This window comes from Streptomyces mangrovi (genome assembly GCF_900114215.1).
GTDB lineage: Bacteria > Actinomycetota > Actinomycetes > Streptomycetales > Streptomycetaceae > Streptomyces > Streptomyces barkulensis.
The window spans coordinates 29,044-53,742 of record NZ_FOSG01000030.1; the positions used below are offsets into that span (position 1 = coordinate 29,044).

21 protein-coding genes are annotated in these 24,699 nt (G+C 73.0%); 12 read left to right on the forward strand and 9 right to left on the reverse strand.

Annotation, left to right across the window (positions count from 1 at the left end; translation table 11 throughout):
- Positions 1–22 precede the first annotated feature (22 nt).
- Positions 23–2,338, forward strand: a complete 2,316-nt coding sequence (gene secD, locus BM237_RS26950) for a protein translocase subunit SecD (RefSeq protein WP_093852353.1) — start codon at positions 23–25, stop codon at positions 2,336–2,338.
- A gap of 136 nt (positions 2,339–2,474) precedes the next feature.
- Here secD and BM237_RS26955 read toward each other — a convergent pair whose 3' ends face one another.
- Positions 2,475–2,687 (reverse strand): hypothetical protein, encoded by a 213-nt coding sequence (locus BM237_RS26955; protein ID WP_093852354.1) that lies wholly within the window; start codon positions 2,685–2,687, stop codon positions 2,475–2,477.
- A gap of 4 nt (positions 2,688–2,691) precedes the next feature.
- Entirely contained in the window at positions 2,692–3,564 is an 873-nt protein-coding gene (gene mca / locus BM237_RS26960) for a mycothiol conjugate amidase Mca (RefSeq protein WP_093852355.1), read from the reverse strand.
- A gap of 104 nt (positions 3,565–3,668) precedes the next feature.
- Here mca and BM237_RS26965 point away from each other — a divergent pair, with 104 nt between their 5' ends.
- On the forward strand, positions 3,669–4,088 hold the full coding sequence (locus BM237_RS26965; RefSeq protein WP_093852356.1) for a DUF4307 domain-containing protein: 420 nt from the start codon (positions 3,669–3,671) through the stop codon (positions 4,086–4,088).
- 142 nt (positions 4,089–4,230) lie between these two features.
- The gene (greA, locus tag BM237_RS26970) at positions 4,231–4,728 is read left to right on the forward strand and encodes a transcription elongation factor GreA (RefSeq protein ID WP_093852357.1); all 498 of its coding nucleotides are present in this window, start codon (positions 4,231–4,233) and stop codon (positions 4,726–4,728) included.
- Between the two features lie 128 nt (positions 4,729–4,856).
- On the opposite strand, the gene BM237_RS26975 is transcribed toward greA, so the two are convergent.
- From BM237_RS26975 to ilvA, 3 genes are all read right to left on the reverse strand, one after another.
- Positions 4,857–5,717, reverse strand: a complete 861-nt coding sequence (locus BM237_RS26975; RefSeq protein ID WP_093852358.1) for an ABC transporter permease — start codon at positions 5,715–5,717, stop codon at positions 4,857–4,859.
- Positions 5,714–6,745, reverse strand: a complete 1,032-nt coding sequence (locus BM237_RS26980) for an ATP-binding cassette domain-containing protein (RefSeq protein ID WP_093852359.1) — start codon at positions 6,743–6,745, stop codon at positions 5,714–5,716. The genes BM237_RS26975 and BM237_RS26980 overlap by 4 nt, the downstream gene beginning before the upstream one ends.
- A gap of 283 nt (positions 6,746–7,028) precedes the next feature.
- Positions 7,029–8,273, reverse strand: a complete 1,245-nt coding sequence (gene ilvA, locus BM237_RS26985) for a threonine ammonia-lyase (protein ID WP_093852360.1) — start codon at positions 8,271–8,273, stop codon at positions 7,029–7,031.
- Between the two features lie 285 nt (positions 8,274–8,558).
- Between ilvA and BM237_RS26990 the strand changes: the two genes are divergently transcribed.
- The 4 genes from BM237_RS26990 to BM237_RS27005 all read left to right on the forward strand — a co-directional run bounded on the left by BM237_RS26990 (position 8,559) and on the right by BM237_RS27005 (position 13,310).
- Positions 8,559–9,062, forward strand: a complete 504-nt coding sequence (locus BM237_RS26990; RefSeq protein ID WP_093852376.1) for a MarR family winged helix-turn-helix transcriptional regulator — start codon at positions 8,559–8,561, stop codon at positions 9,060–9,062.
- Between the two features lie 159 nt (positions 9,063–9,221).
- Positions 9,222–11,354: a thioredoxin domain-containing protein gene (locus tag BM237_RS26995; RefSeq protein ID WP_093852361.1), complete on the forward strand. Its 2,133-nt coding sequence runs from the start codon at positions 9,222–9,224 to the stop codon at positions 11,352–11,354.
- Positions 11,355–11,496: 142 nt separating this feature from the next.
- Positions 11,497–12,708, forward strand: a complete 1,212-nt coding sequence (locus BM237_RS27000) for a pyridoxal phosphate-dependent aminotransferase (protein WP_093852377.1) — start codon at positions 11,497–11,499, stop codon at positions 12,706–12,708.
- Between the two features lie 176 nt (positions 12,709–12,884).
- Positions 12,885–13,310, forward strand: coding sequence for an SCO4983 family protein (locus BM237_RS27005; protein WP_093852362.1), 426 nt, complete (start codon positions 12,885–12,887; stop codon positions 13,308–13,310).
- A gap of 137 nt (positions 13,311–13,447) precedes the next feature.
- On the opposite strand, the gene BM237_RS27010 is transcribed toward BM237_RS27005, so the two are convergent.
- Positions 13,448–15,334: a phosphoenolpyruvate carboxykinase (GTP) gene (locus BM237_RS27010; RefSeq protein WP_093852363.1), complete on the reverse strand. Its 1,887-nt coding sequence runs from the start codon at positions 15,332–15,334 to the stop codon at positions 13,448–13,450.
- A 237-nt stretch (positions 15,335–15,571) separates the two neighbouring features.
- Between BM237_RS27010 and trhA the strand changes: the two genes are divergently transcribed.
- Positions 15,572–16,315: a PAQR family membrane homeostasis protein TrhA gene (gene trhA, locus BM237_RS27015; protein ID WP_093852364.1), complete on the forward strand. Its 744-nt coding sequence runs from the start codon at positions 15,572–15,574 to the stop codon at positions 16,313–16,315.
- 46 nt (positions 16,316–16,361) lie between these two features.
- Here trhA and BM237_RS27020 read toward each other — a convergent pair whose 3' ends face one another.
- Together BM237_RS27020 and BM237_RS27025 are read right to left on the reverse strand one after the other, a co-directional pair.
- A complete protein-coding gene (locus BM237_RS27020) occupies positions 16,362–17,960 on the reverse strand; it encodes an N-acyl-D-amino-acid deacylase family protein (protein WP_093852365.1) in 1,599 nt (532 codons plus the stop codon).
- Positions 17,961–18,029: 69 nt separating this feature from the next.
- Positions 18,030–19,406: an alanine racemase gene (locus tag BM237_RS27025; RefSeq protein ID WP_093852366.1), complete on the reverse strand. Its 1,377-nt coding sequence runs from the start codon at positions 19,404–19,406 to the stop codon at positions 18,030–18,032.
- Positions 19,407–19,691: 285 nt separating this feature from the next.
- Here BM237_RS27025 and BM237_RS27030 point away from each other — a divergent pair, with 285 nt between their 5' ends.
- From BM237_RS27030 to BM237_RS27045, 4 genes are all read left to right on the forward strand, one after another.
- Positions 19,692–20,666, forward strand: coding sequence for a sugar kinase (locus BM237_RS27030; protein ID WP_093852367.1), 975 nt, complete (start codon positions 19,692–19,694; stop codon positions 20,664–20,666).
- Positions 20,667–20,671: 5 nt separating this feature from the next.
- The gene (locus BM237_RS27035; RefSeq protein ID WP_093852368.1) at positions 20,672–21,424 is read left to right on the forward strand and encodes an IclR family transcriptional regulator; all 753 of its coding nucleotides are present in this window, start codon (positions 20,672–20,674) and stop codon (positions 21,422–21,424) included.
- Positions 21,425–21,479: 55 nt separating this feature from the next.
- The gene (locus tag BM237_RS27040) at positions 21,480–21,926 is read left to right on the forward strand and encodes a RidA family protein (protein ID WP_093852369.1); all 447 of its coding nucleotides are present in this window, start codon (positions 21,480–21,482) and stop codon (positions 21,924–21,926) included.
- A gap of 131 nt (positions 21,927–22,057) precedes the next feature.
- A complete protein-coding gene (locus BM237_RS27045) occupies positions 22,058–23,413 on the forward strand; it encodes an Nramp family divalent metal transporter (RefSeq protein ID WP_093852370.1) in 1,356 nt (451 codons plus the stop codon).
- Between the two features lie 141 nt (positions 23,414–23,554).
- Here BM237_RS27045 and BM237_RS27050 read toward each other — a convergent pair.
- On the reverse strand, positions 23,555–24,699 hold a 1,145-nt coding region (locus tag BM237_RS27050; protein WP_093852371.1), incomplete at its 5' end, for a chitinase.

Here is a 24,699-nt window from a genome sequence, read left to right on the forward strand (position 1 = left end):
GGCGCCCTGCTGGAGGCACACCTTGAAACGCGCCACCCTGGTGCGGGCGCTCCTCGCCCTCACCGTGATCGCCCTGTCCGTCTACGCCGCGGTGACCTCCTCCCCGCGGCTCGGCCTCGATCTGCGCGGCGGCACCCAGATCGTGCTGGAGACCCGCGACTCGCCCACCACCGAGGCCGACCGCGAGGCCACCGACCGGACCCTGGAGGTGCTGCGCCGCCGTGTCGACGCGCTCGGCGTCGCCGAACCGAACATCACCCGGTCCGGGGACAACCGGATCATCGTCGAACTGCCCGGCCTGCAGGACCCGCGCGAGGCCGCCGACGTCCTCGGCCGCACCGCACAGCTCACCTTCCACCCCGTCCTCGGCGCCGCCGCCGAGGGAGAGGAGGCCGAGGAGGAGGGCGAGCGCGTCCTGCCCGACACCTCGGGTCAGCCGCTGCGCCTGGGGCCGGCCGAACTGACCGGCGAGGGGGTGGAGGACGCCGAGGCCGCCATCGACCAGCAGACCGGCGGCGGCTGGTACGTCACCGTCGACCTGCGCGGCGGGGGCGAGGAGGCCTGGGCCGAGCTGACCGGGCAGGCCGCCTGCTCACCGCCCGGCGACCCCAGGCGGCGCGTGGCGATCGTGCTGGACGAGGAGATCATCTCCGCGCCGCAGGTCGACCCCTCGGTCGCCTGCGAGCGGGGCATCACCGGCGGCTCCACCCAGATCACCGGCGGCTTCTCCCAGGAGGAGGCCAAGGAGCTGGCCCTGCTCATCGACGGCGGCGCCCTGCCGGTGCCGGTGGAGATCATCGAGCAGCGCACCGTCGGCCCGACCCTGGGCGAGGAGGCCATCGAGGCCAGCGCCCGGGCCGCGGTCATCGGCACCGCGCTGACCGCGCTGTTCATCATCGCCGTCTACCGCCTGCTGGGCGCCCTCGCCACCGTGGCCCTGGCCTGCTACGGCCTCATCTCCTACGCCGCGCTGACCGCGCTCGGCGCTACCCTCACCCTGCCGGGACTGGCCGGCTTCGTGCTGGCGATCGGCATGGCCGTGGACGCCAACGTGCTGGTCTTCGAACGCGCCCGGGAGGAGTACGCCGCCCGCGGCGGCAAGAACCTGTTCAGGGCGCTGACGGAGGGCTTCCGCAACGCCCTGAGCGCCATCGCCGACTCCAACGTCACCACGCTGCTGGCCGCCGGCCTGCTGTTCTTCTTCGCCTCCGGACCGGTGCGCGGCTTCGGCGTGACCCTGTCCATCGGTGTGCTCGCCTCCATGGTCAGCGCCCTGCTGATCACCCGGGTGCTCACCGAGTTCGCCGTCTCCCGCGACGCGGTGCGCAGGCGTCCTGGCCTGACCGGCATCGCGGGCGTGGGCCGGGTGCGGGAGTGGATCAACCGCCGTGAGCCGGACCTGATGGGCCGGCGGCGGCGCTGGCTGGCGGTCTCACTGGCCGCCGTCGTCCTGGCGGGCTCGGGCATCGCGGCGCGCGGGCTGGACTTCGGGGTGGAGTTCACCGGCGGGCGGCTGATCGAGTACTCCACCGCCTCCCCCGTCGACCCGGAGCGGGCGCGCTCGGCGCTGGCCGAGGCGGGCTTCCCCCGCGCCGTCGTCCAGAGCTCGGGGGACGGCGATCTCTCGGTGCGCACCGACGAACTGTCCAACGACGAGGCGGCCGAGGTGGCCGAGACGATCGGGGAACTGGGCGGGAGTGCGGAGAAGATCCGCGACGAGCTGATCGGCCCCAGCCTCGGGGACGAGCTGCGCAGAGGTGCCCTGATCGCCCTCGGCGTCGCGCTGGCCGCCCAGATGCTCTATCTGGCGATCCGCTTCCGCTGGACCTTCTCGGTGGGCGCGGTGCTGGCGATGGTCCACGACGTGCTCATCCTCGTCGGGATCTTCGCCTGGCTCGGCAAGCCGGTCGACGGGGTGTTCCTGGCCGCCCTGCTCACCGTGATCGGCTACTCGGTCAACGACTCGGTGGTGGTCTTCGACCGGGTCCGCGAGCTGTGGGCGGCCCGGCGCAGGGCGCCCTTCGCCGAGGTCGCCAACGCCGCCGTCCTCCAGACCGTGCCCCGCACCGTGAACACCGGCATGGGCGCGCTGTTCATCCTGGCCGCGCTCGCCCTGCTCGGCGGCGACACGCTGACCGACTTCGCCGTCGCGCTGCTGATCGGCATCGTCGTGGGCACCTGGTCCTCGGTGTTCACCGCGACGCCGCTGGCCGTCGAACTGGAGGCGCGCAGCAGCGCGCCGCCGCCGAGGCCGGCGCGGAGCAGATCCTCGGCGGCCGCGGGCCGCTTCGCCACGGGGGACGGACGCCGGCCGGGCGACAGCGGCGCCCAGGTCTGAGGTGCCGGGCGCCGGGCCCGCTCTCCCGGGGCACGCCGACGCGCCGCCGCACGCCCGAGGGGGGTGTGCGGCGGCGCGCGGCGCGCACGCGGGGCCGGGCCGGTGCACGGCCGGTGTGCGCAGGTGCCGGACGGGGTCAGGACCGCCCGGCGTCCGAGGCGGGCGACTCCTCGAAGTCGACCTTCCCTATGTGGCGGTTCAGCGACTTCATCAGCATCCAGACGGCCAGCCCCAGCACCGCGAAGACGAGGAAGCCGAGGACACCGGGCGTCACCTTGTTCTCGTCGAACTCCTTGGCGAGGTCGACGAGGCCGGGGGCCCGGGTGAGGGCGAGAGTGGTAGGGCTCATGGCGTCAATTGTCGCGGATGCCCGCGAAGAGGTCGTCCTCGGGGATGGACGTGTCCACCAGGGACTTCGCCAGCTCGTACTCCTCCGTCGGCCAGACCTCCCTCTGGAGCTCCATCGGGACCCTGAACCAGCCGCCGTCGGGGTCGATCTGGGTGGCGTGGGCGATCAGCGCCTTGTCCCGGACCTCGAAGAAGTCCGCGCAGGGCACGTAGGTGGTCAGCGTGCGCTCGGCACGCTGGAACTCATCCCACCGCTTGAGCCACTCGCCGTAGGGGGACTCCAGGCCGCGCTCCAGCATCGCCTCGTGCAGGGCGAGGGTGCGGGGACGGTTGAAGCCCTGGTTGTAGTAGAGCTTCAGGGGCTGCCAGGGCTCGCCCGCCTCCGGGTACCGGCCGGCCTCGCCCGCGGCGTCGAAGGCCGCCATCGTGATCCGGTGGGTCATGATGTGGTCCGGGTGCGGATAGCCGCCGTTCTCGTCGTAGGTGGTGACCACGTGCGGCCGGAAGGCGCGGATGCTGCGCACCAGCCGCTCGGCGGCCTCCTCCACGTCCTGGAGCGCGAAGCAGCCCTCCGGCAGCGGCGGCAGCGGGTCGCCCTCGGGCAGACCGGAGTCGACGAAGCCCAGCCACTCCTGCTTCACGCCCAGGATCTCGCGGGCCTCGGCCATCTCCCTGGCCCGCACCTCGTGGATGTGCTCCTCGATGTAGGCGTCGCCCTGGAGCTTGGGGTTGAGGATGGAGCCGCGCTCCCCGCCCGTGCAGGTCACGACCAGCACGTCCACCCCCTCGGACACGTACTTCGCCATGGTCGCCGCGCCCTTGCTCGACTCGTCGTCGGGGTGCGCGTGCACGGCCATCAGTCTGAGCTGTTCAGTCAAGGCTCGATCCTCGTTACCTGGTCATGGGAGACGGCTTCTATAGTGACCGAAGCGGCATCCGCTTGTATTCCCGATAGGACCGACAGGACCGGCAGGACATGGCGATGAGTTCGGCTGACCCGGCGCGCGCGAAGCTGCCCCGGGGGCGGTACGGGCGCTCGGCGGACGAGCGCTCGGACCGCCGCCTGAAGGCGGTCGGCGCGGTGCTGGGCGTGGCGTTCCTGGCGCTGATCGCCTGGTTCGGGGTGTCGTACGTCACCGGGACGAAGGTCAGCGGCGAGCTGATCAAGTTCGAGATCGTCTCGGACCGGGAGGTGGCCGTCCACCTGGAGGTCCGCAAGGGCGAGGACGTCACCGGCGTGTGCACCGTCAACACCCTCGCGGCGGACGGCGGGGACGTGGGCCGCGCGGACTTCACCTTCGACGGGCCGCGCGGCCGCATCGACGAGGTCGTCACCGTACGCACCACGAAGCGGGCCACCAGCGCCCAGCTGGTCGGCTGTACGGCGGCCGGCGGAAACTGACGGTCCTCCCCGGGCCCCGAAGGTCCGACCTTCTTCCCTTTTCCGGCGGAATTGTTAGGCTCGTGGTTTCGCCCACCCATGAAGGCGCACCCTTCGGGTAGGGCGTTGCTTTATATCCCGAGAGTACCTACGAGGAGCACCTGTGACCCAGACCAGCGACAACGTCACCTGGCTCACCCAGGAGGCGTACGACCAGCTCAAGGCCGAGCTGGAGTACCTGTCGGGTCCTGCCCGCGTCGAGATCGCCAAGAAGATCGAGGCGGCCCGCGAGGAAGGCGACCTCCGTGAGAACGGCGGCTACCACGCGGCCAAGGAGGAGCAGGGCAAGCAGGAGCTGCGGGTACGCCAGCTCACCCAGCTGCTGGAGAACGCCAAGGTCGGCGAGGCTCCGGCGGACGACGGCGTGGTCGAGCCCGGCATGGTGGTCACCGTCGCCTTCGACGGTGACGAGGACGACACGATCACCTTCCTCCTCGCCTCCCGCGAGTACGCCAGCTCGGACATCGAGACCTACTCCCCGCAGTCCCCGCTGGGCCGGGGTGTGAACGGCAAGAAGGTCGGCGACGACGCCGAGTACGAGCTGCCCAACGGCAAGATGGCCTCGGTGCGGGTCCTGAACGCCAAGCCGTACCAGGGCTGAGCCCCGCGAGGGGCGGACGACGCGGCCCCCGGCCGCCACGGATCCTTTCCGTGGCGGCCGGGGGCCGCTTCGCCGTGCTCACGGTCGTGCCCGCGACCGTGAGCACGGCCGTGGGCACGGCGCGCCGGTCAGGCCGCCGAGCGGTACTTGCGCACCGCCAGGGTGCGGAAGACCGCGATGATCAGCACCGACCACAGCAGCGAGGCCAGTACCGGGTTCTGCATGGGCCAGGCGTCGGGCGCCTGGTAGCCGGGCGGGAGATTGCCGAACAGCTCGCGGGCCGCCAGTACGGTCGCGCTGAACGGGTTCCACTCGGCGACGTGCTGCAGGAACGACGGCATGTTCTCCGAGGGCACGAAGGCGATCGAGATGAAGGTCAGCGGGAACAGCCAGATCAGCCCGCCGGAGGTCGCCGCCTCCGGAGTGCGCACCGACAGGCCGATCAGCGCGCCGATCCAGGTGAAGGCGTAGCCCAGCAGGAGCAGCAGACAGAAGCCCGCCAGCGCCTTGAGGACGCCCTCGTGGGCCCGCCACCCGACGATCGCCGCCACGACGGCCAGCACCACCAGTGTCAGCGCGGTCTGGACGAGGTCGGCCAGGGTGCGGCCGGTCAGGACCGCGCCGCGCGCCATCGGCAGGGAGCGGAAGCGGTCGACGAGGCCCTTGTGCATGTCCTCGGCGATGCCCGCGCCCGCGCCGGCCGTGGCGAAGGTGACGGTCTGGGCGAAGATGCCCGCCATGAGGAACTCGCGGTAGGCGGCTGCGTCCACACCGGCGCCGGGGATGCTGATCGAGCCGCCGAAGACGTAGCTGAACAGCACCACGAACATGACCGGCTGGATGAGGCCGAAGATCACCATCTCCGGGATGCGCATCATCCGCAGCAGGTTGCGCTTGGCGATGGTCAGCGAGTCCGTCAGGGACTGCCCGATGCCGCCGCCCGAGCGGGGCGCGCGGGTGGTGGACGTGGAACCGGTGGTGGTGCTCACTTGGCGTTCTCCTTCCGGCCCGCGGCCTTCGCGGCGGACCCGGTGCCCCTGCCGTCCCCGTCCGGGCCGGCCCCGGCCTCCTCGGCGTCCTGCGCCGCGTGGCCGGTCAGCGAGATGAACACGTCGTCGAGGGTCGGGCGGCGCAGGCCCACGTCGTCGAGCTCCACGCCGCGGGCGTCCAGCTCCCGGATGGCCTCGGCCAGGAGCTTGGCGCCGCCGACGACCGGGACGGTCAGCCTGCGGGTGTGCTCCTCCACCGCGACCGCGCCCCTGCCCAGGCCCCGCAGGACCTCTTCGGCGGTGCGGATGTCGCCGCGCTCGTGCACGACGACCTCGATGCGCTCGCCGCCGATGCGGGCCTTGAGCTCGTCGGAGGTGCCGCGGGCGATGACGCGGCCGTGGTCGACCACGGCGATGTCGTGGGCGAGCCGGTCGGCCTCCTCCAGGTACTGGGTGGTCAGCAGCAGCGTGGTGCCGCCGGCGACCAGTTCCTCGATGACCTCCCACAGCGCCTGGCGGTTGCGCGGGTCCAGGCCGGTGGTCGGCTCGTCCATGAACATCACGGGCGGGCTGACGACCAGCGCGGCGGCGAGGTCGAGCCGGCGGCGCATGCCGCCGGAGTACGTCTTGGCGGTCCGGTCGGCGGCGTCGGCGAGGTTGAACCGCTCCAGCAGCTCGGTGGCCCGCCGCTTGGCGTCGCGTGCGGACATCTGGTAGAGGCGAGCGACCATCTGGAGGTTCTCACGGCCGGTCAGATACTCGTCGACGGCGGCGAACTGCCCGGACAGACCGATGGAGCGGCGCACCTCCTGGGGCTGCTTGAGCACGTCGATGCCCGCCACGACCGCGCGGCCGCTGTCGGGCCGCAGCAGTGTGGTCAGCACTCGTACGGTGGTGGTCTTCCCCGCTCCGTTGGGCCCGAGCAGGCCCAGCACGGTGCCTTCGGGGACGTCGAGGTCGACACCGTCCAGAGCCCTGACGTCGCCGAAGGTCTTGACCAGCCCCTCGGCGTGGATGGCACCTGGCATGGAGGTCTCCCATGGGTGTGGGTGGTCGGAAAAGGATGGGAACGCTGGGAACCGCGGAGAGCAGCCGCTCCGCACCGAATGCGACGGCGCGTGCGGATGCGCGTGGACACACCGCGGGCGCGGTGCGGGTCAGCACTATGCAGCAACGCGATATATCGCGTCAAACGATTTACGGCGTGTCCCGCGGACGCGTTCCGGCAGTGCCCCCCATCGGCGCCCCACCGGCGCGGCGTGCCCGGGGCGACCCGCTCCGCGCCGCCCCGCGCGGCCGCCCCCGTACGCCTCAGCCCGTCACCGTGTAGCCGGCCCTGACCAGCGACGCCTTCACCTCGGCACAGTGCTGCGGACCCTTGGTCTCCAGATGCAGATCCACCTCCACCTCCGTCAGCCCGAGCCGGGGGTCGGTCCGCACATGGCTGACGTCCAGGACGTTGGCGTCCGCCACCGACAGCTCCGCCAGGAGCGCCGCCAGAGCCCCCGGACGGTCGGTCAGCCGCAGCCGCAGCGACAGATAGCGGCCCGCCGCCGCCATGCCGTGCCGCAGGGTGCGCTGCAGCACCAGGGGATCGACGTTGCCGCCGGAGAGCACGGCCACCACCGGCCCCTCGAAGGCCTCCGGAGCGGACAGCAGCGCCGCCACCGGGCTGGCGCCGGCCGGCTCGACGACGAGCTTGGCCCGCTCCAGGCAGAGCAGCAGAGCGCTGGAGATCGCGTCCTCGCTCACGGTGCGGACCTCGTCGACCATCCTGCCGATGATCTCGAACGGCACGTCCCCGGGCCGCCCGACCATGATCCCGTCGGCCATCGTCGAGACCGACTCCAAGGTCACCGGATGCCCGGCGGCCAGCGAGGGCGGGTAGGCGGCGGCCCCCTCGGCCTGCACCCCGACCACGCGCACGTCCGGCCGCAGCGACTTCACCGCCAGCGCCACCCCGGCCGCCAGCCCGCCGCCGCCGATGCCGACGACGACCGTGCGGACCTCCGGGCACTGCTCCAGGATCTCCAGCCCGACCGTGCCCTGGCCGGCGACGATGTCGGGGTGGTCGAAGGGGTGGATGAAGACCGCGCCGCTCTCGGCCGCGTACTCCTGCGCCGCCCGCAGCGTCTCGTCCACCACCTGCCCGTGCAACCGCACCCGGGCGCCGTAGTCACGGGTCGCCGCCACCTTCGGCAGCGCCGCGCCCACCGGCATGAAGACCGTTGAGCGCACCCCCAGCAGGGACGCCGCCAGGGCGACGCCCTGGGCGTGGTTGCCCGCGGAGGCCGCGACGACCCCGCGGGCGCGCTCCTCGGCGGACATCGCGGCTATCCGCACATAGGCGCCGCGGACCTTGAACGAACCGGTGCGCTGGAGGTTCTCGCACTTGAGGTGGACGGGGGAGCCGACCAGTTCGCCGAGGTGGCGGCTGCCCTCCAGCGCGGTCGTCCGGGCCACGCCGGAGAGGGTCTTCTGGGCGGCGCGTACATCGTCGAGGGTGAGTGCCGGCGCGTCGTCGCGGCCGGTGTGCTGGACAGTGCTGGCGACCATGCCGCCAGTCTGGCAGCCCGGCCCGCGGGAGGCTTGCGGGGACCCGGCCGGCTCCCGAGCCCCGCGGAGCCCGGGCGGGCGCCGCGCACCGCTTCCCGCTGCGGGAGCCTTTCATTCGTACGCTGCCGGTACGGGGCGGGCCCGGGACGCGTACTCTGTGGCACACCCTCAGCCCGTCGTACCCCGTATTCACGAAGAAGCGAGTACCCGGCCATGCCCACGCACCCGGACATGACGACCGCACACCCCCACGACGAAACGAGCGAAGAGAGCGTGCAGGCCAGCATGCCCCCCACAGCAGGCCGCCCGGACCCCGACCAGGACCGGACCGGCTCCGCACCCCTTCTCGACCTCGACGCCCTGCAGCACCAGGTGGCCCTCTTCGCGCGCCGCGCGGAGCAGACCCGGCTCGGCGGCGTCGGACAGGCCCGCAACTCCATGGACCGCGCCGCCTACCTGCTGCTCAACCGGCTGGACCGGGACGGACCCACGGGCGTCAAGGCGCTCGCCGCGGGCATGGGGATCGACTCCTCGACCGTGACCCGCCAGGTGGCCCCGCTGGTGGAGTCCGGTCTGGTCAAACGCACCTCCCACCCCGACGACGGCCGCGCCGTGGTCCTCCAGCTCTCCCCGCGCGGCGTCGCGCGGCTGGAGCAGGTGCGCGCCTCGCGGCGCGAGCTGATGGAACTGCTGACACGGGACTGGGACGAGGAGGAGCGGACGGTCTTCTGCGAACTGCTCACCCGCTTCAACCAGGCCCTCTCCGACTTCCAGGCGGAGGGTTCCTGACCCTCTGCGCGGCCCCTTCGCGAAGGCCCGCGGAAGCCCGCGGAGGCCCGCGGAGGCCCGCCCCCGATCAAGGCGCAAGGCGTCCGGGAGGCGGGCCCCGCGGCGCGGCTGTGAGGCGGCGTTTGCCCCTCCGGGGCGCACAGGGGGCAGGATGGGGACATGGCCAACCGACTCGCCGCCGAGACGTCCCCCTACCTCCTCCAGCACGCGGACAACCCCGTCGACTGGTGGCCCTGGTCGCCGGAGGCGTTCGAGGAGGCGCGGCGACGGGACGTCCCGGTGCTGCTCAGCGTCGGTTACAGCTCGTGCCACTGGTGCCACGTGATGGCCGAGGAGTCCTTCGAGGACGAGGCCGCCGCCGAGTACCTCAACGCCCACTACGTGTCCGTCAAGGTGGACCGCGAGGAGCGCCCGGACGTCGACGCCGTCTACATGGAGGCGGTCCAGGCCGCCACCGGGCAGGGCGGCTGGCCCATGACCGTCTTCCTGACGCCGGAGGGCGAACCGTTCTACTTCGGCACCTACTTCCCGCCCGAGCCCCGGCACGGGATGCCCTCCTTCCGCCAGGTGCTGGAAGGGGTGCGCGCCGCCTGGACCGACCGGCGCGAGGAGGTCGCCGAGGTGGCCGGGCGGATCGTGGCGGACCTGGCGGGGCGGAGCATCGGCTACGGCGGCGGGGACGCCCCGCACCCGCCCCGGCCGGAGGAGGTGGGCTCGGCACTGCTCGCACTGACCCGCGAGTTCGACGCGCGGCACGGCGGCTTCGGCGGCGCCCCGAAGTTCCCGCCGTCGATGGTGCTGGAGTTCCTGCTGCGCCACCACGCCCGCACCGGCTCCGAGGGCGCGCTGCAGATGGTGGAGGCGACCTGCGAGGCGATGGCGCGCGGCGGCCTCTACGACCAGCTCGGCGGCGGCTTCGCCCGCTACTCGGTGGACGCCGCCTGGACGGTGCCCCACTTCGAGAAGATGCTGTACGACAACGCGCTGCTGTGCCGGGTGTACGCGCACCTGTGGCGCGCCACCGGCAGCGAGCGGGCGCGGCGGGTCGCGCTGGGGACGGCCGACTTCATGGTCCGCGAACTGCGCACCCCCCAGGGTGCCTTCGCCTCCGCGCTGGACGCCGACAGCGACGACGGCACCGGGCGGCACCGGGAGGGCGCGTACTACGTCTGGACGCCCGCCGAGCTGCGCGAGGTCCTCGGAGAGGAGGACGCGGAGCTGGCCGCCGCCCACTTCGGGGTGACCGAGGAGGGCACCTTCGAGGAGGGGGCCTCCGTCCTCCGGCTCCCGGACACCGACGGTCCCGCGGACGCCGGGCGGATCGAGTCGGTGCGCCGCAGGCTGCTGGACGCCCGCTCCGCGCGGCCGCGCCCCGGCCGGGACGACAAGGCCGTCGCCGCCTGGAACGGGCTGGCGATCGCCGCGCTCGCGGAGACCGGCGCCTACTTCGACCGCCCCGATCTGGTGGAGGCGGCCACCGCCGCCGCCGATCTGCTGGTCGCCGTCCACCTCGATGCGGGCGGGCGGCTGGCGCGCACCTCCCGCGACGGCGCCGCGGGCTCCGGCGCCGGGGTGCTGGAGGACTACGGCGACGTGGCCGAGGGTTTCCTCGCCCTGTACTCGGTGACCGGCGAGAGCTGCTGGCTGGAGCTGGCCGGCACCCTGCTGGAGACCGTGCTGAGGCGCTTCACCGCCGACGACGGCACTCTGTACGACACCGCCGACGACGCCGAGCGGCTCATCCGCCGCCCCCAGGACCCCACCGACAACGCCGCGCCCTCCGGCTGGACGGCCGCCGCCGCGGCCCTGCTGTCGTACGCCGCCCACACCGGCTCCTCCCGCCACCGGGAGGCCGCCGAGCGGGCGCTGGGCGTGGTGACGGCGCTGGCCCCGCGTGTGCCGCGCTTCATCGGCTGGGGGCTGGCCGCCGCCGAGGCGGCGCTGGACGGGCCGCGCGAGATCGCGGTGGTCGGCCCGGCGGGCGATCCGGCCACCGCCGTGCTGCACCGCACGGCCCTGCTGGCCACCGCGCCCGGCGCGGTGGTGGCCCTCGGCGAGCCGTCGGCGGACGGCGGCCGGGGCGCGGGAGGCGGCGCGGACGGCGGGGCGGGCGGTGGCGCGGACGGCGGGGCGGGCGGTGGCGCGGACGAGGAGACGCCCGCGCTGCTGCGCGACCGGCCGCTGCTGGACGGCCGCCCGGCCGCGTACGTCTGCCGGCACTTCGCGTGCGACGCCCCCACGGCCGATCCGGAGCGGCTGGCGCGGACGGTGGGCGCGTCCGCCGGAGCGTGAGGCGGTGCGGGCGGCGGCCCCCTTCCCGCCGTCCGCACACCGCCCGCACACCACCCGTACAGCCCCCGCGCGCCGCCCGTGCGTCACCCACGTGGGGAAAAACACGGAGCGCCCGGCACGGGGTGTCCGTACAGTGGCGGTCATGCAGGTGATCCAGTCGACGAAACTCGCCAATGTCTGCTACGAGATCCGGGGCCCGGTTCTCGAGGAGGCCATGCGGCTGGAGGCGGCGGGTCACCGCATCCTCAAGCTCAACACCGGCAATCCCGCGCCCTTCGGCTTCGAGTGCCCGCCGGAAATCCTCGAGGACATGCTGCGCAACGTCGGGTCGGCGCACGGCTACGGCGACGCCAAGGGGCTGCTGGCGGCCCGGCGCGCGGTGATGCAGTACTACCAGACCAAGGGCATCGAGCTGGACGTCGAGGACGTCTACATCGGCAACGGCGCCTCCGAGCTGATCCAGATGTCGATGCAGGCGCTGCTGGACGACGGCGACGAGGTGCTCGTGCCGGCGCCGGACTACCCGCTGTGGACGGCCTCGGTCTCGCTGTCGGGCGGCACCGCCGTGCACTACCGCTGCGACGAGCAGTCCGACTGGATGCCGGACCTCGCCGACATCGAGAGCAAGGTGACCGACCGCACCAAGGCGATCGTCGTCATCAACCCCAACAACCCCACCGGCGCCGTCTACGGCGAAGAGGTGCTGCGCGGCCTGACGGACATCGCCCGCCGCCACGGCCTGATCGTCTACTCCGACGAGATCTACGACAAGATCCTCTACGACGGCGCCACCCACACCCCCACCGCCGCCATCGCCCCCGACCTGCTGACCGTCACCTTCAACGGTCTGTCCAAGTCCTACCGGGTGGCCGGGTACCGCTGCGGGTGGATGGCGGTCTGCGGGCCGAAGACGCACGCCGCCAGCTACATCGAGGGTCTGACGATCCTGGCGAACATGCGGCTGTGCGCCAACATGCCGTCCCAGTACGCGGTGGCCACCGCACTGGGCGGACGGCAGTCGATCAACGATCTGGTGCTGCCGGGCGGGCGGCTGCTGGAACAGCGCGACACCGCGTACGAGCTGCTGACGTCCATCCCGGGCGTGACATGTGTGAAACCCAAGGGGGCGCTGTACCTCTTCCCCCGGCTGGATCCCCAGGTCTACAAGATCAAGGACGACCGGCAGATGGTCCTCGACCTGCTGCGGGCGGAGAAGATCATGGTCGTCCACGGTACGGGTTTCAACTGGCCCGAGCCGGACCACTTCCGCATCGTCACGCTGCCTCCGTCGCAGGATCTGGCGGACGCGGTGCAGCGGATCGGTAAGTTCCTGGACGGCTACGGCCAGTACTGAGGCAGCGCTGAGGGGCTGCCCGCGCCCGGTGGACGGTGCGGGGCGACCGGAGTCCGGACGGGTGAGAAAGGCCTGGCGGGAGCGGGTGAGGACGCCGGGGAGTTTTCTGCACCCGTGACAACTTTAGACAGAGTCCAAGTTAGGATGGACTCCTGCATCAGCCAGGAGGCCATCCCATGTACGAACCGATTCGCACGCCGTCGGTCCACACCATGGCCGATCCGGCCAGGACCGAGGGACTCCTCCCGCGCCGCTCCCGCGAGGAGGAGCTGGACAACAGGCTCGCCGGCCATCTGACCGCGCTGCTGACCGTGACCGACGAGCTCCGCGTCCACACCCCGGACGCGGAGCTGGACGACGCCGCACAGCGGCTCGACGCCCAGGTCACCCGATTGTGCGCGGGGCGCGCCCCGCTGCGGGCCGAGCCGTCCGCCGCCGGGGCCGACGCCTCCCGTGTCGCGGCCCTCCACCAGCGGGCCCACACGCTCGCCGGGCAGGCCCTGGTCGTGGCCACTTCCCGTTCGGACGCGGCGGCCGCCTCCCTGGCCGCCGAGCGGATGGAGGACCACGCCCGGGCACTCGGTCTGGCCGAGGTCGGCTGACCGGCGCCGACCGGAGGACGGGAAGCCCGCCGAGCCCGCGGGCCCCGTCCCGGCATCCTGTGCCGGGACGGGGCCCGCGGGCTCTCGCACGGCGGCTCGGCCGGGCGGCTCGACCGCCCGCCCGGCCGTTCGCCCGCTCAGCCCAGGCGCTCGACCAGGGCGTGGTACTCGTCCCACATCTCCTTCGGGGTGTGGTCGCCGAAGGTGTTCAGGTGCTCGGGAATGAGGGCGGCCTCCTCGCGCCAGACCTTCTCGTCCACCTTCAGCAGGAACTCCAGGTCCGCCTCGGGCAGCGCCAGGCCGTCGGTGTCCAGGGCGCCCTTGGCCGGGACGATGCCGATGGGCGTCTCGGTGCCCTCCGCCTCGCCGTTCAGACGGCCGACGATCCACTTGAGCACCCGGCTGTTCTCGCCGAAGCCCGGCCACACGAACCGGCCGCCGTCATCCTTGCGGAACCAGTTCACGTAGTAGATCCTCGGCAGCTTCGCCGGGTCCGCCTTGGCGCCGACCTCCAGCCAGTGGCCCATGTAGTCGCCCATGTTGTAGCCGCAGAACGGCAGCATGGCGAACGGGTCGCGGCGCAGCTCGCCGACCTTGCCCTCGGCCGCGGCGGTCTTCTCCGAGGCCACGTTGGCGCCCAGGAAGACGCCGTGCTGCCAGTCGAAGGACTCCGTCACCAGCGGCACCGCGCTGGCGCGGCGCCCGCCGAAGAGGATCGCCGAGATCGGCACGCCCCTGGGGTCCTCCCACTCCGGCGCGATGATCGGGCACTGGGAGGCGGGCACGGTGAAGCGGGCGTTGGGGTGCGCGGCCGGGGTGCCGGAGGAGGGCGTCCAGTCGTCGCCCCGCCAGTCGGTCAGACGGGCCGGGGGCTCCTCGGTCATGCCCTCCCACCACACGTCGCCGTCGTCGGTGAGCGCGACGTTGGTGAAGATCGCGTTGCCCCACAGGGTCTTCATCGCGTTGGCGTTGGTGTGCTCGCCGGTGCCGGGCGCCACGCCGAAGAAGCCGGCCTCGGGGTTGATCGCGTAGAGGCGGCCGTCCTCGCCGAAGCGCATCCAGGCGATGTCGTCGCCGATCGTCTCGACCGTCCAGCCCGGGATCGTCGGCTCCAGCATCGCCAGGTTGGTCTTGCCGCAGGCGCTGGGGAAGGCGGCGGCGACGTACTTCGACTCGCCAGCCCGTCGCCCACCACCACCCTTGGACGAGGACCTTCGGTCCGCCCCCTCGTCGGGCGGGGTGAGCTTGAGGATCAGCATGTGCTCGGCGAGCCAGCCCTCGTCGCGCGCCATCACCGAGGCGATGCGCAGCGCGTAGCACTTCTTGCCCAGCAGCGCGTTGCCGCCGTAGCCCGAGCCGTAGGACCAGATCTCACGGGTCTCGGGGAAGTGGGAGATGTACTTGGTGGAGTTGCACGGCCAGGGGACGTCCTCCTGGCCCGGCTCGAGCGGGGCTCCGACGGTGTGGACCGCCCTGACGAACGTCCCGTCCTCGCCCAGTTCCTCCAGGACGGCGCTGCCCATGCGGGTCATCGTCCGCATGGAGACGGCCACGTACGCGGAGTCGGTGATCTCCACTCCCAGCGCGGAGAGCGGGGAGCCCAGCGGGCCCATGCAGAAGGGGACGACGTACATCGTCCGGCCGCGCATCGAGCCGCGGAAGACGCCGCCCTCGCCACCGGACCCGGTGAAGACCTCGCGCATCCTCGCGGGGTCCATCCAGTGGTTGGTGGGGCCCGCGTCCTCCTCCTTCTCGGAGCAGATGAAGGTGCGGTCCTCCACGCGCGCCACGTCGGAGGGGTCGGAGGCGGCGTAGTACGAGTTGGGGCGCTTGACCGGGTCGAGTTCGGTGAAGGTGCCCTTGGCGACCAGCTCCTCGCAGAGCCTGTCGTACTCCGCCTCCGAGCCGTCGCACCAGACGACGCGGTCGGGCCGGGTGAGGGCCGCGATCTCGTCGACCCAGGCGGCCAGTTCCTGGTGACGAGTGGGGATGGTGTTGCCGGGAGCCGCAGTACTGCGCGCCACAATCGCTCCAGATGTCGAGGGTTTCGTGCCGGATACCGCACGTGTATCCGTTTTGTTCATCCGTACTTCAGACTCGGCCCCGTGGGGGCTGCGACCCGGATGCTGCGGCGTTGCTCATCCGGTGCCGACCACGCTCATTTGATACTCCGCCTTCGGAGCGATTCTGTCCAGACGGCCGTGTGGTGAGCATGGCCACGCGGCGGTGATACCTACGGTCACGTAGGTACGATGAGACGTATGACCGCCGCAGTGCCCGAATCCCCCAGGACTCTGCCCGCCGACGACCGCGAGGACCGTGACGGCCGTGGGGACCGCGAGGACCATGGGGCCGACAGGTCCGCCCACCCCGTCAAGCCCCGCCTGCGGGGCTGGCTGCACGCCGGGATGTTCCCGGCCGTGCTGGTCTCGGGAATCTTCCTGACCGCCCTGGCGCAGACCCCGCGCGGTCGCCTGGCCTGCGCGGTCTACACACTGACCGCCTGTCTGCTGTTCGGCGTCAGCGCCCTGTACCACCGAGGGAACTGGGGGCCGCGCGCCAACGCGGTGCTCCGCCGCCTCGACCACGCGAACATCTTCCTGATCATCGCGGGCACCTACACGCCCCTGACGATCCTGCTCGTCCCCGGAGGCCGCGGCCAGTTGCTGCTGTGGGGCATCTGGGCCGCCGCCGTCGCCGGCATCGCCTTCCGCGTCTTCTGGGTCGGCGCGCCGCGCTGGCTCTACACCCCCTGCTACATCGCGATGGGCTGGGCCGCGGTGTTCTTCCTGCCCGACTTCCTGCGCGCGGGCGGCGTCGCCGTCCTGGTGTGCGTGGTCGTCGGCGGCCTCCTCTACAGCGTGGGCGGCCTCGTCTACGGCATCAAGCGGCCGAACCCCTCACCGCGCTGGTTCGGCTTCCACGAGGTCTTCCACTCCCTCACCCTGGCCGCCTTCGCCGTCCACTACGTGGGGATCTCCCTGGTGGCCTACAACGCCACCTGACGCGCGGCCCCGTACCCGGCCCCTGACCTCCGGCCCCGGCCGGAGGTCAGGGGCCGCGCCGCACCGAGCGGCCGGCGAGCACACCGGTGCGGCGGCCGTCCTCGACGGCGAACCGGCCGCCGACCAGCACATGCGGAATACCCGGCGGCGGGGTGCGCGGCGCCTCGAACGTCGCCCCCGCCGCCACCGTCTCCGGGTCGAACAGCACCAGATCGGCGTGGTACCCCTCGCGCACCAGCCCCCGGTCCGGCAGCCGCAGCCGGGCGGCCGGCCGCCCGGTCAGATGCGCCACGCACTCCTCCAGCGACAGCACGCCCAGCTCGCGCACATAGCGGCCCAGGTAGTGCGGGAAGGTGCCCCACGCCCGCGGATGGGGCCGGCCGCCGACGAGGATGCCGTCGCTACCGCCGGTGTGGGCCCGGTGCCGCATGATCGCCCGGACGTTCTCCTCGTGCCCGACGTGCTGGAGGACGGTGGTGCCCAGCCGGTCCTGAAGCAGCAGCCGCCGCGCCACCGCGAACGGTTCCTCGCCGCGCCCGGCCGCCGACCGCGCGACCGTGCGGCCCACGTATCCGGCCAGGGCGGCATCCGTCACCCCGGAGACCTCCACGGTGTCCCAGTCCACCGGCACCCCGTGGCAGCCGTCCGAGCCCTCGGTCTCCATGGCGTACCGGATCCGGGCGCAGACGGCCGGGTCCCGCAGCCGGGCCAGGGTCGCCCCGGGACCGCCCTCGGCCGCCCAGCTCGGCAGCAGCGCGGCCAGGGTGGTGCAGCCGGGCAGGTAGGGATAGCTGTCCAGCGTCAGGTCCACGCCCTCGTCCAGGGCCGCGTCCAGCAGGGCCAGCAGCTCGGGGGCGCGGCCGGCGTTGACGGAGAAGTTCACGGTGGCGTGCGCCAGGTGCAGGGCGCATCCCGAGGCGCGGGCGACCTCGATCATCTGCGCGTACGCCGCCAGCGCGCCGGCGCCGTAGGAGCGGTGGTGGGGGCAGTGGTAGCCGCCGTAGGACGCCACCACCCGGCACAGCTCGGTCAGCTCGGAGTCCGGAGCGTACATCCCCGGGGTGTAGGTCAGGCCGGACGACATCCCCACCGCGCCCTGTTCCAGGCCCTCGGCCACCAGGCGCCGCATCCTGCCCAGCTCCCCGTCCGTGGCGGGCCGGTCCTCCCAGCCGACCACCATCGCCCGCACCGTGCCGTGGGGGACGAGATAGGCGGCGTTGACGGCGGTGCCGCGGTCGAGCCGGTCCAGGTACTCCCCGACGGTCCGCCAGTCGAACTCCACGTCCGAGCCGTCCCCGTTCCAGCCGGTGATCGCCTGCCGCACCCGCGCCAGTGTGCGGTCGTCCACCGGCGCGTACGACAGGCCGTCCTGCCCGAGCACCTCCAGCGTCACGCCCTGGGCCACCTTGGCGACATGGGCGGGATCGCGCAGCAGTGCCAGATCGCTGTGGGCGTGCATGTCGATGAAACCGGGCGCGAGGACGAGGCCGTCCGCCTCCAGCACACGCCGTGCGCCGGGGCGCGGCCCGGGGTCCCCCTCGCGGTGGATCACGGCGATCCGGCCGCCGTCGACGCCGACGTCGGCCCGGCGGGCGGGGGTTGGGGTGCCGTCGGCGACGCGCGCGCCGCGCAGGACGAGTTCCACGGCGGACTCCGGTTCTCGGGCTCGGGGGCGGGGACGGGGACGGTGCGGGGGAGTGGGGTGGGAGGGGGATCAGAAGAACGTGCGGACGAAGTCGGTGACGGTGCCGTCGGCCTCGGCGACCGGGATGAGCTGCCACCGGTCGAAGACCGTGCACGGATGCGACAGGCCCAGCGCCACCCAGTCGCCCACCTCCAGCTCCGCGCCCGGCGCGAGGCGTACGAACGCGTGCTGGTCGGCCAGCTTCACCACCTCCATCCCGTCCGCGGCCCGCTCCGCGCCGCCGGCGGCGCGGACGGCCACCGGCTGGGGCAGGCCCAGGTCGTAGGAGGCGTCGCGCTTGCCCGCGTTGAGGAACGCCAGATGCGGCTCGGGCCGGGAGATCACCTGCGCCCACAGCCGGAACGCCGGCAGCAGCGAGCCCTGCCCGGGAACGCGGTTGAACGGGGTCACGCGGTGGTAGTGACCGTCGTCGTGCGAGACGTACGCGCCCGAGCGCAGCAGCTTCAGCACCGGGCGCGACAGCTTCGGCAGCCGCCCGAGGACCTCGGCCACCACGTCGAACCAGGCGCTGCCGCCCGCGCTCACCACGATCTCCTCCTTCGGCCCCAGGGCGGCGAAGCGGCCCGCCGCGTCCAGGGCGGCGGCCAGCGCGACCAGCTCCTCCAGCCAGGCCCTCACCCGCGCGGCGTCGGCGTCCGGCACCTCGCCCTCGTAACCGGCGACACCGACCAGCCGCAGCGAGGCCGCGTCCGTCACCGCCCGCGCCACCCGGGCCGCCTCGTCGGCGGTGCGCACACCGGTACGGCCGCCGGGCACGCCGAGCTCGACGACGACGTCCAGGGGACGCGGGACGGGGGAGGCGTCGCGGGCCGGGGCCGGGGCGGCGGCCAGGGCGGCGTCCATCAGCTCCACGCCGCGCACCGAGTCCACGTAGCAGACGATCACCGCCTCCGGGTCCGCCGCCAGCTCCGCGGCGATCCAGCGCAGCGCGGCGGCGTCCACCACCTCGTTGGCCAGGAAGACCCGCCGCACCCCGAAGGCCCGGCACACGCGCACCTGGGAGGGCACCGCCGCCGTGATGCCCCAGGCGCCGTGGTCGAGCTGGCGCCGGAACAGCCGCGGGGACATCGAGGTCTTGCCGTGCGGGGCGAAGGCGAGGCCGTGCCGGGTGGCGAAGGCGCCCAGCTGCCGCAGATTGTGCTCCAGCGCCCCGGCGGCCAGCGTCAGCACCGGGGTGGTGAAGCCGCCGGTGAACAGCGGGCGCCGCTGGGCCGCCAGCTCGCCCACGGTCAGTCCGGCCGCGTCCGGGGGCAGTCCCTTGAAGCGGTGGTCGACGACCTCGTCGGCGAGACGGGCGACCGGGTCGGCGGGCCCGGGTCCGCCGGTGTGCCGGGGGCGTGCGGCGTGATCGGGGCGTTCGGCGTGCTCGGGGTGCTCGTCGGTCATGGTGAACTCCGGACTCCGGGACGGGCCCCGGGAGAGTAATTGCGATATGTGCAACGCTTATTGCGCATAGTGCTCGTTGCTGTCTAGCATCCCCGCGAACGCCCGGTCAACGGATGGCCGGGACGGAGGCGGAGGAGGGGAGGGACGACCGTGACAGTGCCTCCCGTGCCCCCTGCGACTCCTGCGACTCCTGCGGCTCCTGCCTCCCCCGCGCCCTCCGCACCCGCCGCGGACCGCGGCCCCCGCGCCGGGGCCCCCTTCGACGTGGTCTGCCTGGGGGAGACCATGGCGGCCTTCCGGCCCGCCGGCCCCGGCCGGCTCGCCGACTCCCCGCTCTTCGTCCGCGGCGTCGGCGGCGCCGAGTCCAACACCGCCTGCCTGCTCGCCCGCACCGGGCACCGGGTCCGCTGGATCGGGCGCGTGGGCACGGACGGCTTCGGCGACCACGTACTGGCCGAGATCGCCGCCCACGGCGTGGACGTCTCCGCGGTGCGCCGCGACCCCGACCGCCCCACCGGCGTCTACTTCCGCACCGGTGGCGAGCGCTCCACCACCGGCGAGCGGCCCGCCGACCCGGCCCTGGCCGAGGTGCTCTACCACCGCGCCGGATCGGCCGCCTCGGCGATGTCCCCGGCCACCGTCGACCGCGCCGCCGCCGAATCCGGCCGGGTCCTCCACCTCAGCGGCATCACGGCGGCCCTGTCCGACGGCTGCCGGGCGCTGCTGTACGAGCTGACCGCGCCCCGGCCCGGACGGCCGCTGCTGTCCTTCGACGTCAACTACCGGGTGGGGCTGTGGAAGGGCCGGGATCCGGCCGTCCTGCTCGATCTCGCGCGCCGCTGCGACCTGGTCTTCACCGGCGCGGACGAGGCGCGGGCGGTCTGGGGAGCGGCGGACCCGGCCGCCCTGCGCGAGCTGCTGCCGGAGCCGTCCGTGCTCGTCGTCAAGGACGGCGGCCGGGGCGCGACGGCCCACACCGCGGCGGGCACCTGGCAGGCGCCCGCCCTGTCCGTGGAGACGGCCGACCCCGTCGGCGCCGGAGACGCCTTCGCCGCCGGATTCCTCTCCGCCACCCTGCGCGGACTGCCCCCGCGGGCGCGGCTGCGGCACGGCCATCTGGCCGCCGCCGCCGCGCTCACCTGCCCGGGCGACCTCGCCGAGCCGCCCGGCCGGGCCCTGGCCGACCGGCTGGCCGCGCTCGACGACGAAGCCTGGGGCAGACTGCGGCTCACCCCCGGCTGGACCACACGGAAGGCGTGAGACAGATGAGCCAGACCGTCGACCGGGCGCTGAGCATCCTCCCCCTGCTCGCGCGCGGACCGGCAGGCCTCGAACAGGTCGCCCGGCACCTGGACGTCCACAAGTCCACCGCCCTGCGGCTGCTGCGCACCCTGCACGAGCACGGCATGGTCCACCGCCAGGCCGACCAGCGCTACCGCCTGGGGGCGCGGCTGATCGCGCTGGCCCAGGAGGCCGTGGAGAACATCGACGTGCGCGCCGTCGCCCACCCGTACCTGGCCGAGCTGAACGAGGCGTGCGGCCACACCGTCCACCTGGCGGTGCGGCAGGAGGACGAGGTCCTCTACATCGACAAGGTCGAGAGCCGCTACCCGGTGCGGATGTACTCGCGCATCGGCAGACCGGTGGCGGTCACCGTCGCCGCGGTCGCCAAGGTCATCCTCGCCGACCTGCCCGAGGCCGAACGGCGCGCGCTCGCCGAACGCCTGGACTACCCCCGCCACACCCCCCGCTCCACACCCGGACCGGACGCCTTCCTGAAGGAACTGGCCCGGGTGCGCGAGCAGGGCTGGGCCACCGACCTCGGCGGCCACGAGGAGACGGTCAACTGCGTCGCCGCCCCCGTGCGCGGCGCGGACGGCCGGGTCGCGGCCGCGCTGTCGGTCTCCGCGCCCGCCGCCGTCGCGGGCTCGGACGAGCTCATGCGGCTGCTGCCCCTGGTGCGGCGTACGGCGGACGCCGTCAGCGCCGAGTACTCGGGCAGGCCGCCCGCCTCCTGAGCCCCGCGGAACCCCGCGGAACCCCGTGAAGCCAGCCCCATCCGGAAGGAAGACCGTGAGCGACACCCCCGCGAAGACCCCCGCCGAGACCCCCGCCAAGACCGCGTTCACCCCGCCGTCCCACACCGCCCCGCCCGCCCGCTTCTCGCACGGCGTACGCAAGGGCAACATCCTCCAAGTGGCCGGACAGGTCGGCTTCCTGCCCGCCGTCCCCGGGCAGCCGCCCACCCCGGCGGGGCCGGGCCTGCGCGAGCAGACCCTCCGGACCCTCGCCAACGTGGAGGCGGTCCTGAAAGAGGGCGGCGCGAGTTGGGAGGATGTGGTGATGGTCCGCGTCTACCTCACCGACACCGGCCACTTCGCCGAGTTCAACGAGATCTACGACGAGTACCTCGCCGGCACGGCGGGCCTCACCGGCCCCCCGGCGGCGCGGACGACCGTCTACGTCGGCCTGCCCGCCGGGCTGCTGGTCGAGATCGACGCCATGGCCGTCCTGGACTGACGCCCGGGTGACGCCGGGGGCTCGTCCGTGCGCCCGTGCGCCCGCGCGTGCCGGTACGCCCTCTTGTGCGGTCCGGCGGTGCGCTGTTGTATGCGCCACGCCGGTTGCGGGGACGAGAGCGGAGGGCGCACATGGCCAGTACGGGCGAGAAGGGCGCGGCGGACGGGGCGGAACGGCCCGGGAGCGGGACGAAGGCCGCCGCGGAGAGCGCCGCGGCCCCTCCCGAACGGAAGGCGAGCTGGCGGCTGGTCGGCCCCGGCATCGTGGTGGCGGCCACCGGCGTCGGCGCCGGAGACCTGGTGGCCACCCTCGCGGCCGGCAGCAGGTTCGGCTACACCCTGCTGTGGGCGGCCGTCGTCGGCTGCCTGGTGAAGATCGCACTGGCGGAGGCGACCGGCCGCTGGCACCTGGCCACCGGCCGGACGATCTTCGACGGCTGGCGCAGCCTGGGCGCGTGGACCACCGTCTACTTCGCGGTCTACGTCACGGTGTGGGGCTTCGTCTACGGCGCCGCCGCCATGTCCTCCAGCGCGCTGCCGCTGGTCGCGCTCTTCCCCGGCCTCCTGGAACTGAAGACATGGGCGATCCTGTGCGGGCTGGCGGGCCTGGCGTTCGTCTGGTTCAACCGCTACGCGATCGTCGAGAAGATCATGATGGTCTTCGTCGGTGTGATGTTCGTGGTCGTCGTCTATGTGGCGGTCCGTGTCACCCCGCACCTCGGCGACGCCGCGGCCGGGCTGCTGCCCGTGCTGCCGGACGGCTCGCTGCTCTACACCCTCGGCCTGGTCGGCGGCGTCGGCGGGACGATCACCATGGCCGCGTACGGCTACTGGGTCAACGCCAAGGGCTGGACCGACAGCGGCTGGATGCGGATGATGCGCCTGGACAACCGGGTCGCGTACCTGACCACCGGCGTCTTCGTGGTGGCGATGCTGATCGTCGGCGCCGAGCTGCTGCACGCCGCCGGCACCGCCGTAGGCTCCGGCGACCAGGGGCTGCTGGACCTGGGCCGGATCCTGGAGGAACGCTTCGGGGCCGTCACCGCCAAGCTCTTCCTGATCGGCTTCCTCGCCGCCTCCTTCTCCTCCCTCGTGGGCGTCTGGCACGGTGTCAGCCTGCTGTTCGCCGACTTCGTGGAGCGTACGCGCGCGGCGCGGGCGCAGGGCACCGGCGGCGAGCCCCCCGCCTTGGAGGTCGCGCGCGGGCGGCGCGAGCGCTCCCGGCCGTTCCGCGGCTACCTGCTGTGGCTGACGTTCCCGCCGATGGGGCTGCTGTGGCTGGACAAGCCCTTCGGACTGGTCATCGCCTACGGCGTGCTGGGCGCCTTCTTCATGCCCTTCCTCGCCGGGACGCTGCTGTGGCTGCTCAACTCCGGCCGCACTCCGCGCCAGTGGCGCAACGGGCCGCTGAGCAACGCGATGCTGGCGGCTGCCGGCCTGCTCTTCGTCGTGCTGTGCGTCCAGCAGGTGCGCGAACTGCCCTGGTGACCCGGTGACCCGGTGACCCGGTGACCCGGGCGTTCGTGCGGGAACGGCAAGGGGCCCGGTCCGCGGTGTGCGGTGGACGCGGACCGGGCCCCTTACCTCTCACCTATTACCTCTCGTCGTACCGGTGTTCCGCCGCCGGTGTTACGGCAGCGCGTGGACGTGCGGGCCGACGGTGTTCGACCACCGGTCGCCGTTGAGCGCGTCCCAGTTGGTGGACCAGGTCATCGCGCCGCGGATGCCCGGATAGGTCCGCGCGGGCTTGAACGAGCCGCAGTTCGTCCCCCTGGCCAGGCAGTCCAGGGCGGCGTTCACCACGGAGGGGTCCACGTAGCCGGAGCCCGCGCCGCGTGTGGAGGCGGGGGTGCCCAGCCCGACCTGGGAGGGGTCGAGGCCGCCCTCGAGCTGGATGCAGGCGAGCGCGGTGAGGAAGTCCACCGAGCCCTGCGAGTACACCTTGTTGTCGCAGCCCAGCATCGAACCGCTGTTGTAGTACTGCATGTTGACGACCGTGAGGATGTCCTTCACGTTCAGCGCCAGCTTGAAGTACTCGGTGGAGGTGGACTGCATGTCGATGGTCTGCGGGGCCATCGTGAGCACCATGGAGGGTCCGGCCTTCGCCGACAGCGAGCGCAGGGCCTGCGTCAGCCAGGTGGAGTTGATGCCGTGCTCCAGGTCGATGTCCACGCCGTCGAAGCCGTACTCCCGCATCAGCCGGTGGGCGCTGTCGGCGAAGCGCGCGGCGGAGGCGGAGTCGTTGACGATGACGTTGCCCTTCTCGCCGCCCACCGAGACGATCACCTTCTTGCCACCCGCCTGCTTGGCGGCGATGTCGTCCTTGAACTCCTGGACGGAGGAGTAGCCGAGCGCCGGGTCGAGGTTGAAGGTGATCTCACCGGTGTTGGCCGTGGAGTCGGCGAAGGAGACGGCGATGATGTCGTACTGGTCCTGCACCTCGCGCAGCTTCTGCACCCGCGCGCCGTTGTCGAAGTTCTGCCAGTAGCCGGTCAGGGCGTGCTTGGGGACGCCGGTGTCCGGGCCGCCGCCGTCGCCGGTCCGGTCGGTGGTGGCGGTGACGGGGGCGGACTTGGCCGACTCGCCCGCGCCGTTGACGGCGCTGACGCGGAACTCGTAGGAGGTGGCGGCCGCCAGTCCGGTGACGGTCGCCGAGGTGCCCTGCACCGACAGCGCCTTGGTCCCGTCCTGGTAGACGGTGTAGCCGGTGGCGCCGTCGACGGCGTTCCAGTTCAGGGTGACCGAGGAGGAGGTGGTCGCGCCGACGGCCGGTG

Bases quoted from the DNA above. Each gene is read 5' to 3' on its own strand.
- BM237_RS26955 (WP_093852354.1), bottom strand. From the start codon at position 2,687: ATGAGCCCTACCACTCTCGCCCTCACCCGGGCCCCCGGCCTCGTCGAC.
- BM237_RS27045 (WP_093852370.1), top strand. From the start codon at position 22,058: ATGGCCAGTACGGGCGAGAAGGGCGCGGCGGACGGGGCGGAACGGCCC.
- trhA (WP_093852364.1), top strand. From the start codon at position 15,572: ATGACCGCCGCAGTGCCCGAATCCCCCAGGACTCTGCCCGCCGACGAC.
- BM237_RS26990 (WP_093852376.1), top strand. From the start codon at position 8,559: ATGCCCCCCACAGCAGGCCGCCCGGACCCCGACCAGGACCGGACCGGC.
- BM237_RS27005 (WP_093852362.1), top strand. From the start codon at position 12,885: ATGTACGAACCGATTCGCACGCCGTCGGTCCACACCATGGCCGATCCG.
- BM237_RS27000 (WP_093852377.1), top strand. From the start codon at position 11,497: ATGCAGGTGATCCAGTCGACGAAACTCGCCAATGTCTGCTACGAGATC.
- ilvA (WP_093852360.1), bottom strand. From the start codon at position 8,273: ATGGTCGCCAGCACTGTCCAGCACACCGGCCGCGACGACGCGCCGGCA.
- BM237_RS26965 (WP_093852356.1), top strand. From the start codon at position 3,669: ATGAGTTCGGCTGACCCGGCGCGCGCGAAGCTGCCCCGGGGGCGGTAC.
- BM237_RS27025 (WP_093852366.1), bottom strand. From the start codon at position 19,406: ATGACCGACGAGCACCCCGAGCACGCCGAACGCCCCGATCACGCCGCA.
- BM237_RS27030 (WP_093852367.1), top strand. From the start codon at position 19,692: ATGGCGGCCTTCCGGCCCGCCGGCCCCGGCCGGCTCGCCGACTCCCCG.
- BM237_RS26995 (WP_093852361.1), top strand. From the start codon at position 9,222: ATGGCCAACCGACTCGCCGCCGAGACGTCCCCCTACCTCCTCCAGCAC.
- BM237_RS27035 (WP_093852368.1), top strand. From the start codon at position 20,672: ATGAGCCAGACCGTCGACCGGGCGCTGAGCATCCTCCCCCTGCTCGCG.
- BM237_RS26980 (WP_093852359.1), bottom strand. From the start codon at position 6,745: ATGCCAGGTGCCATCCACGCCGAGGGGCTGGTCAAGACCTTCGGCGAC.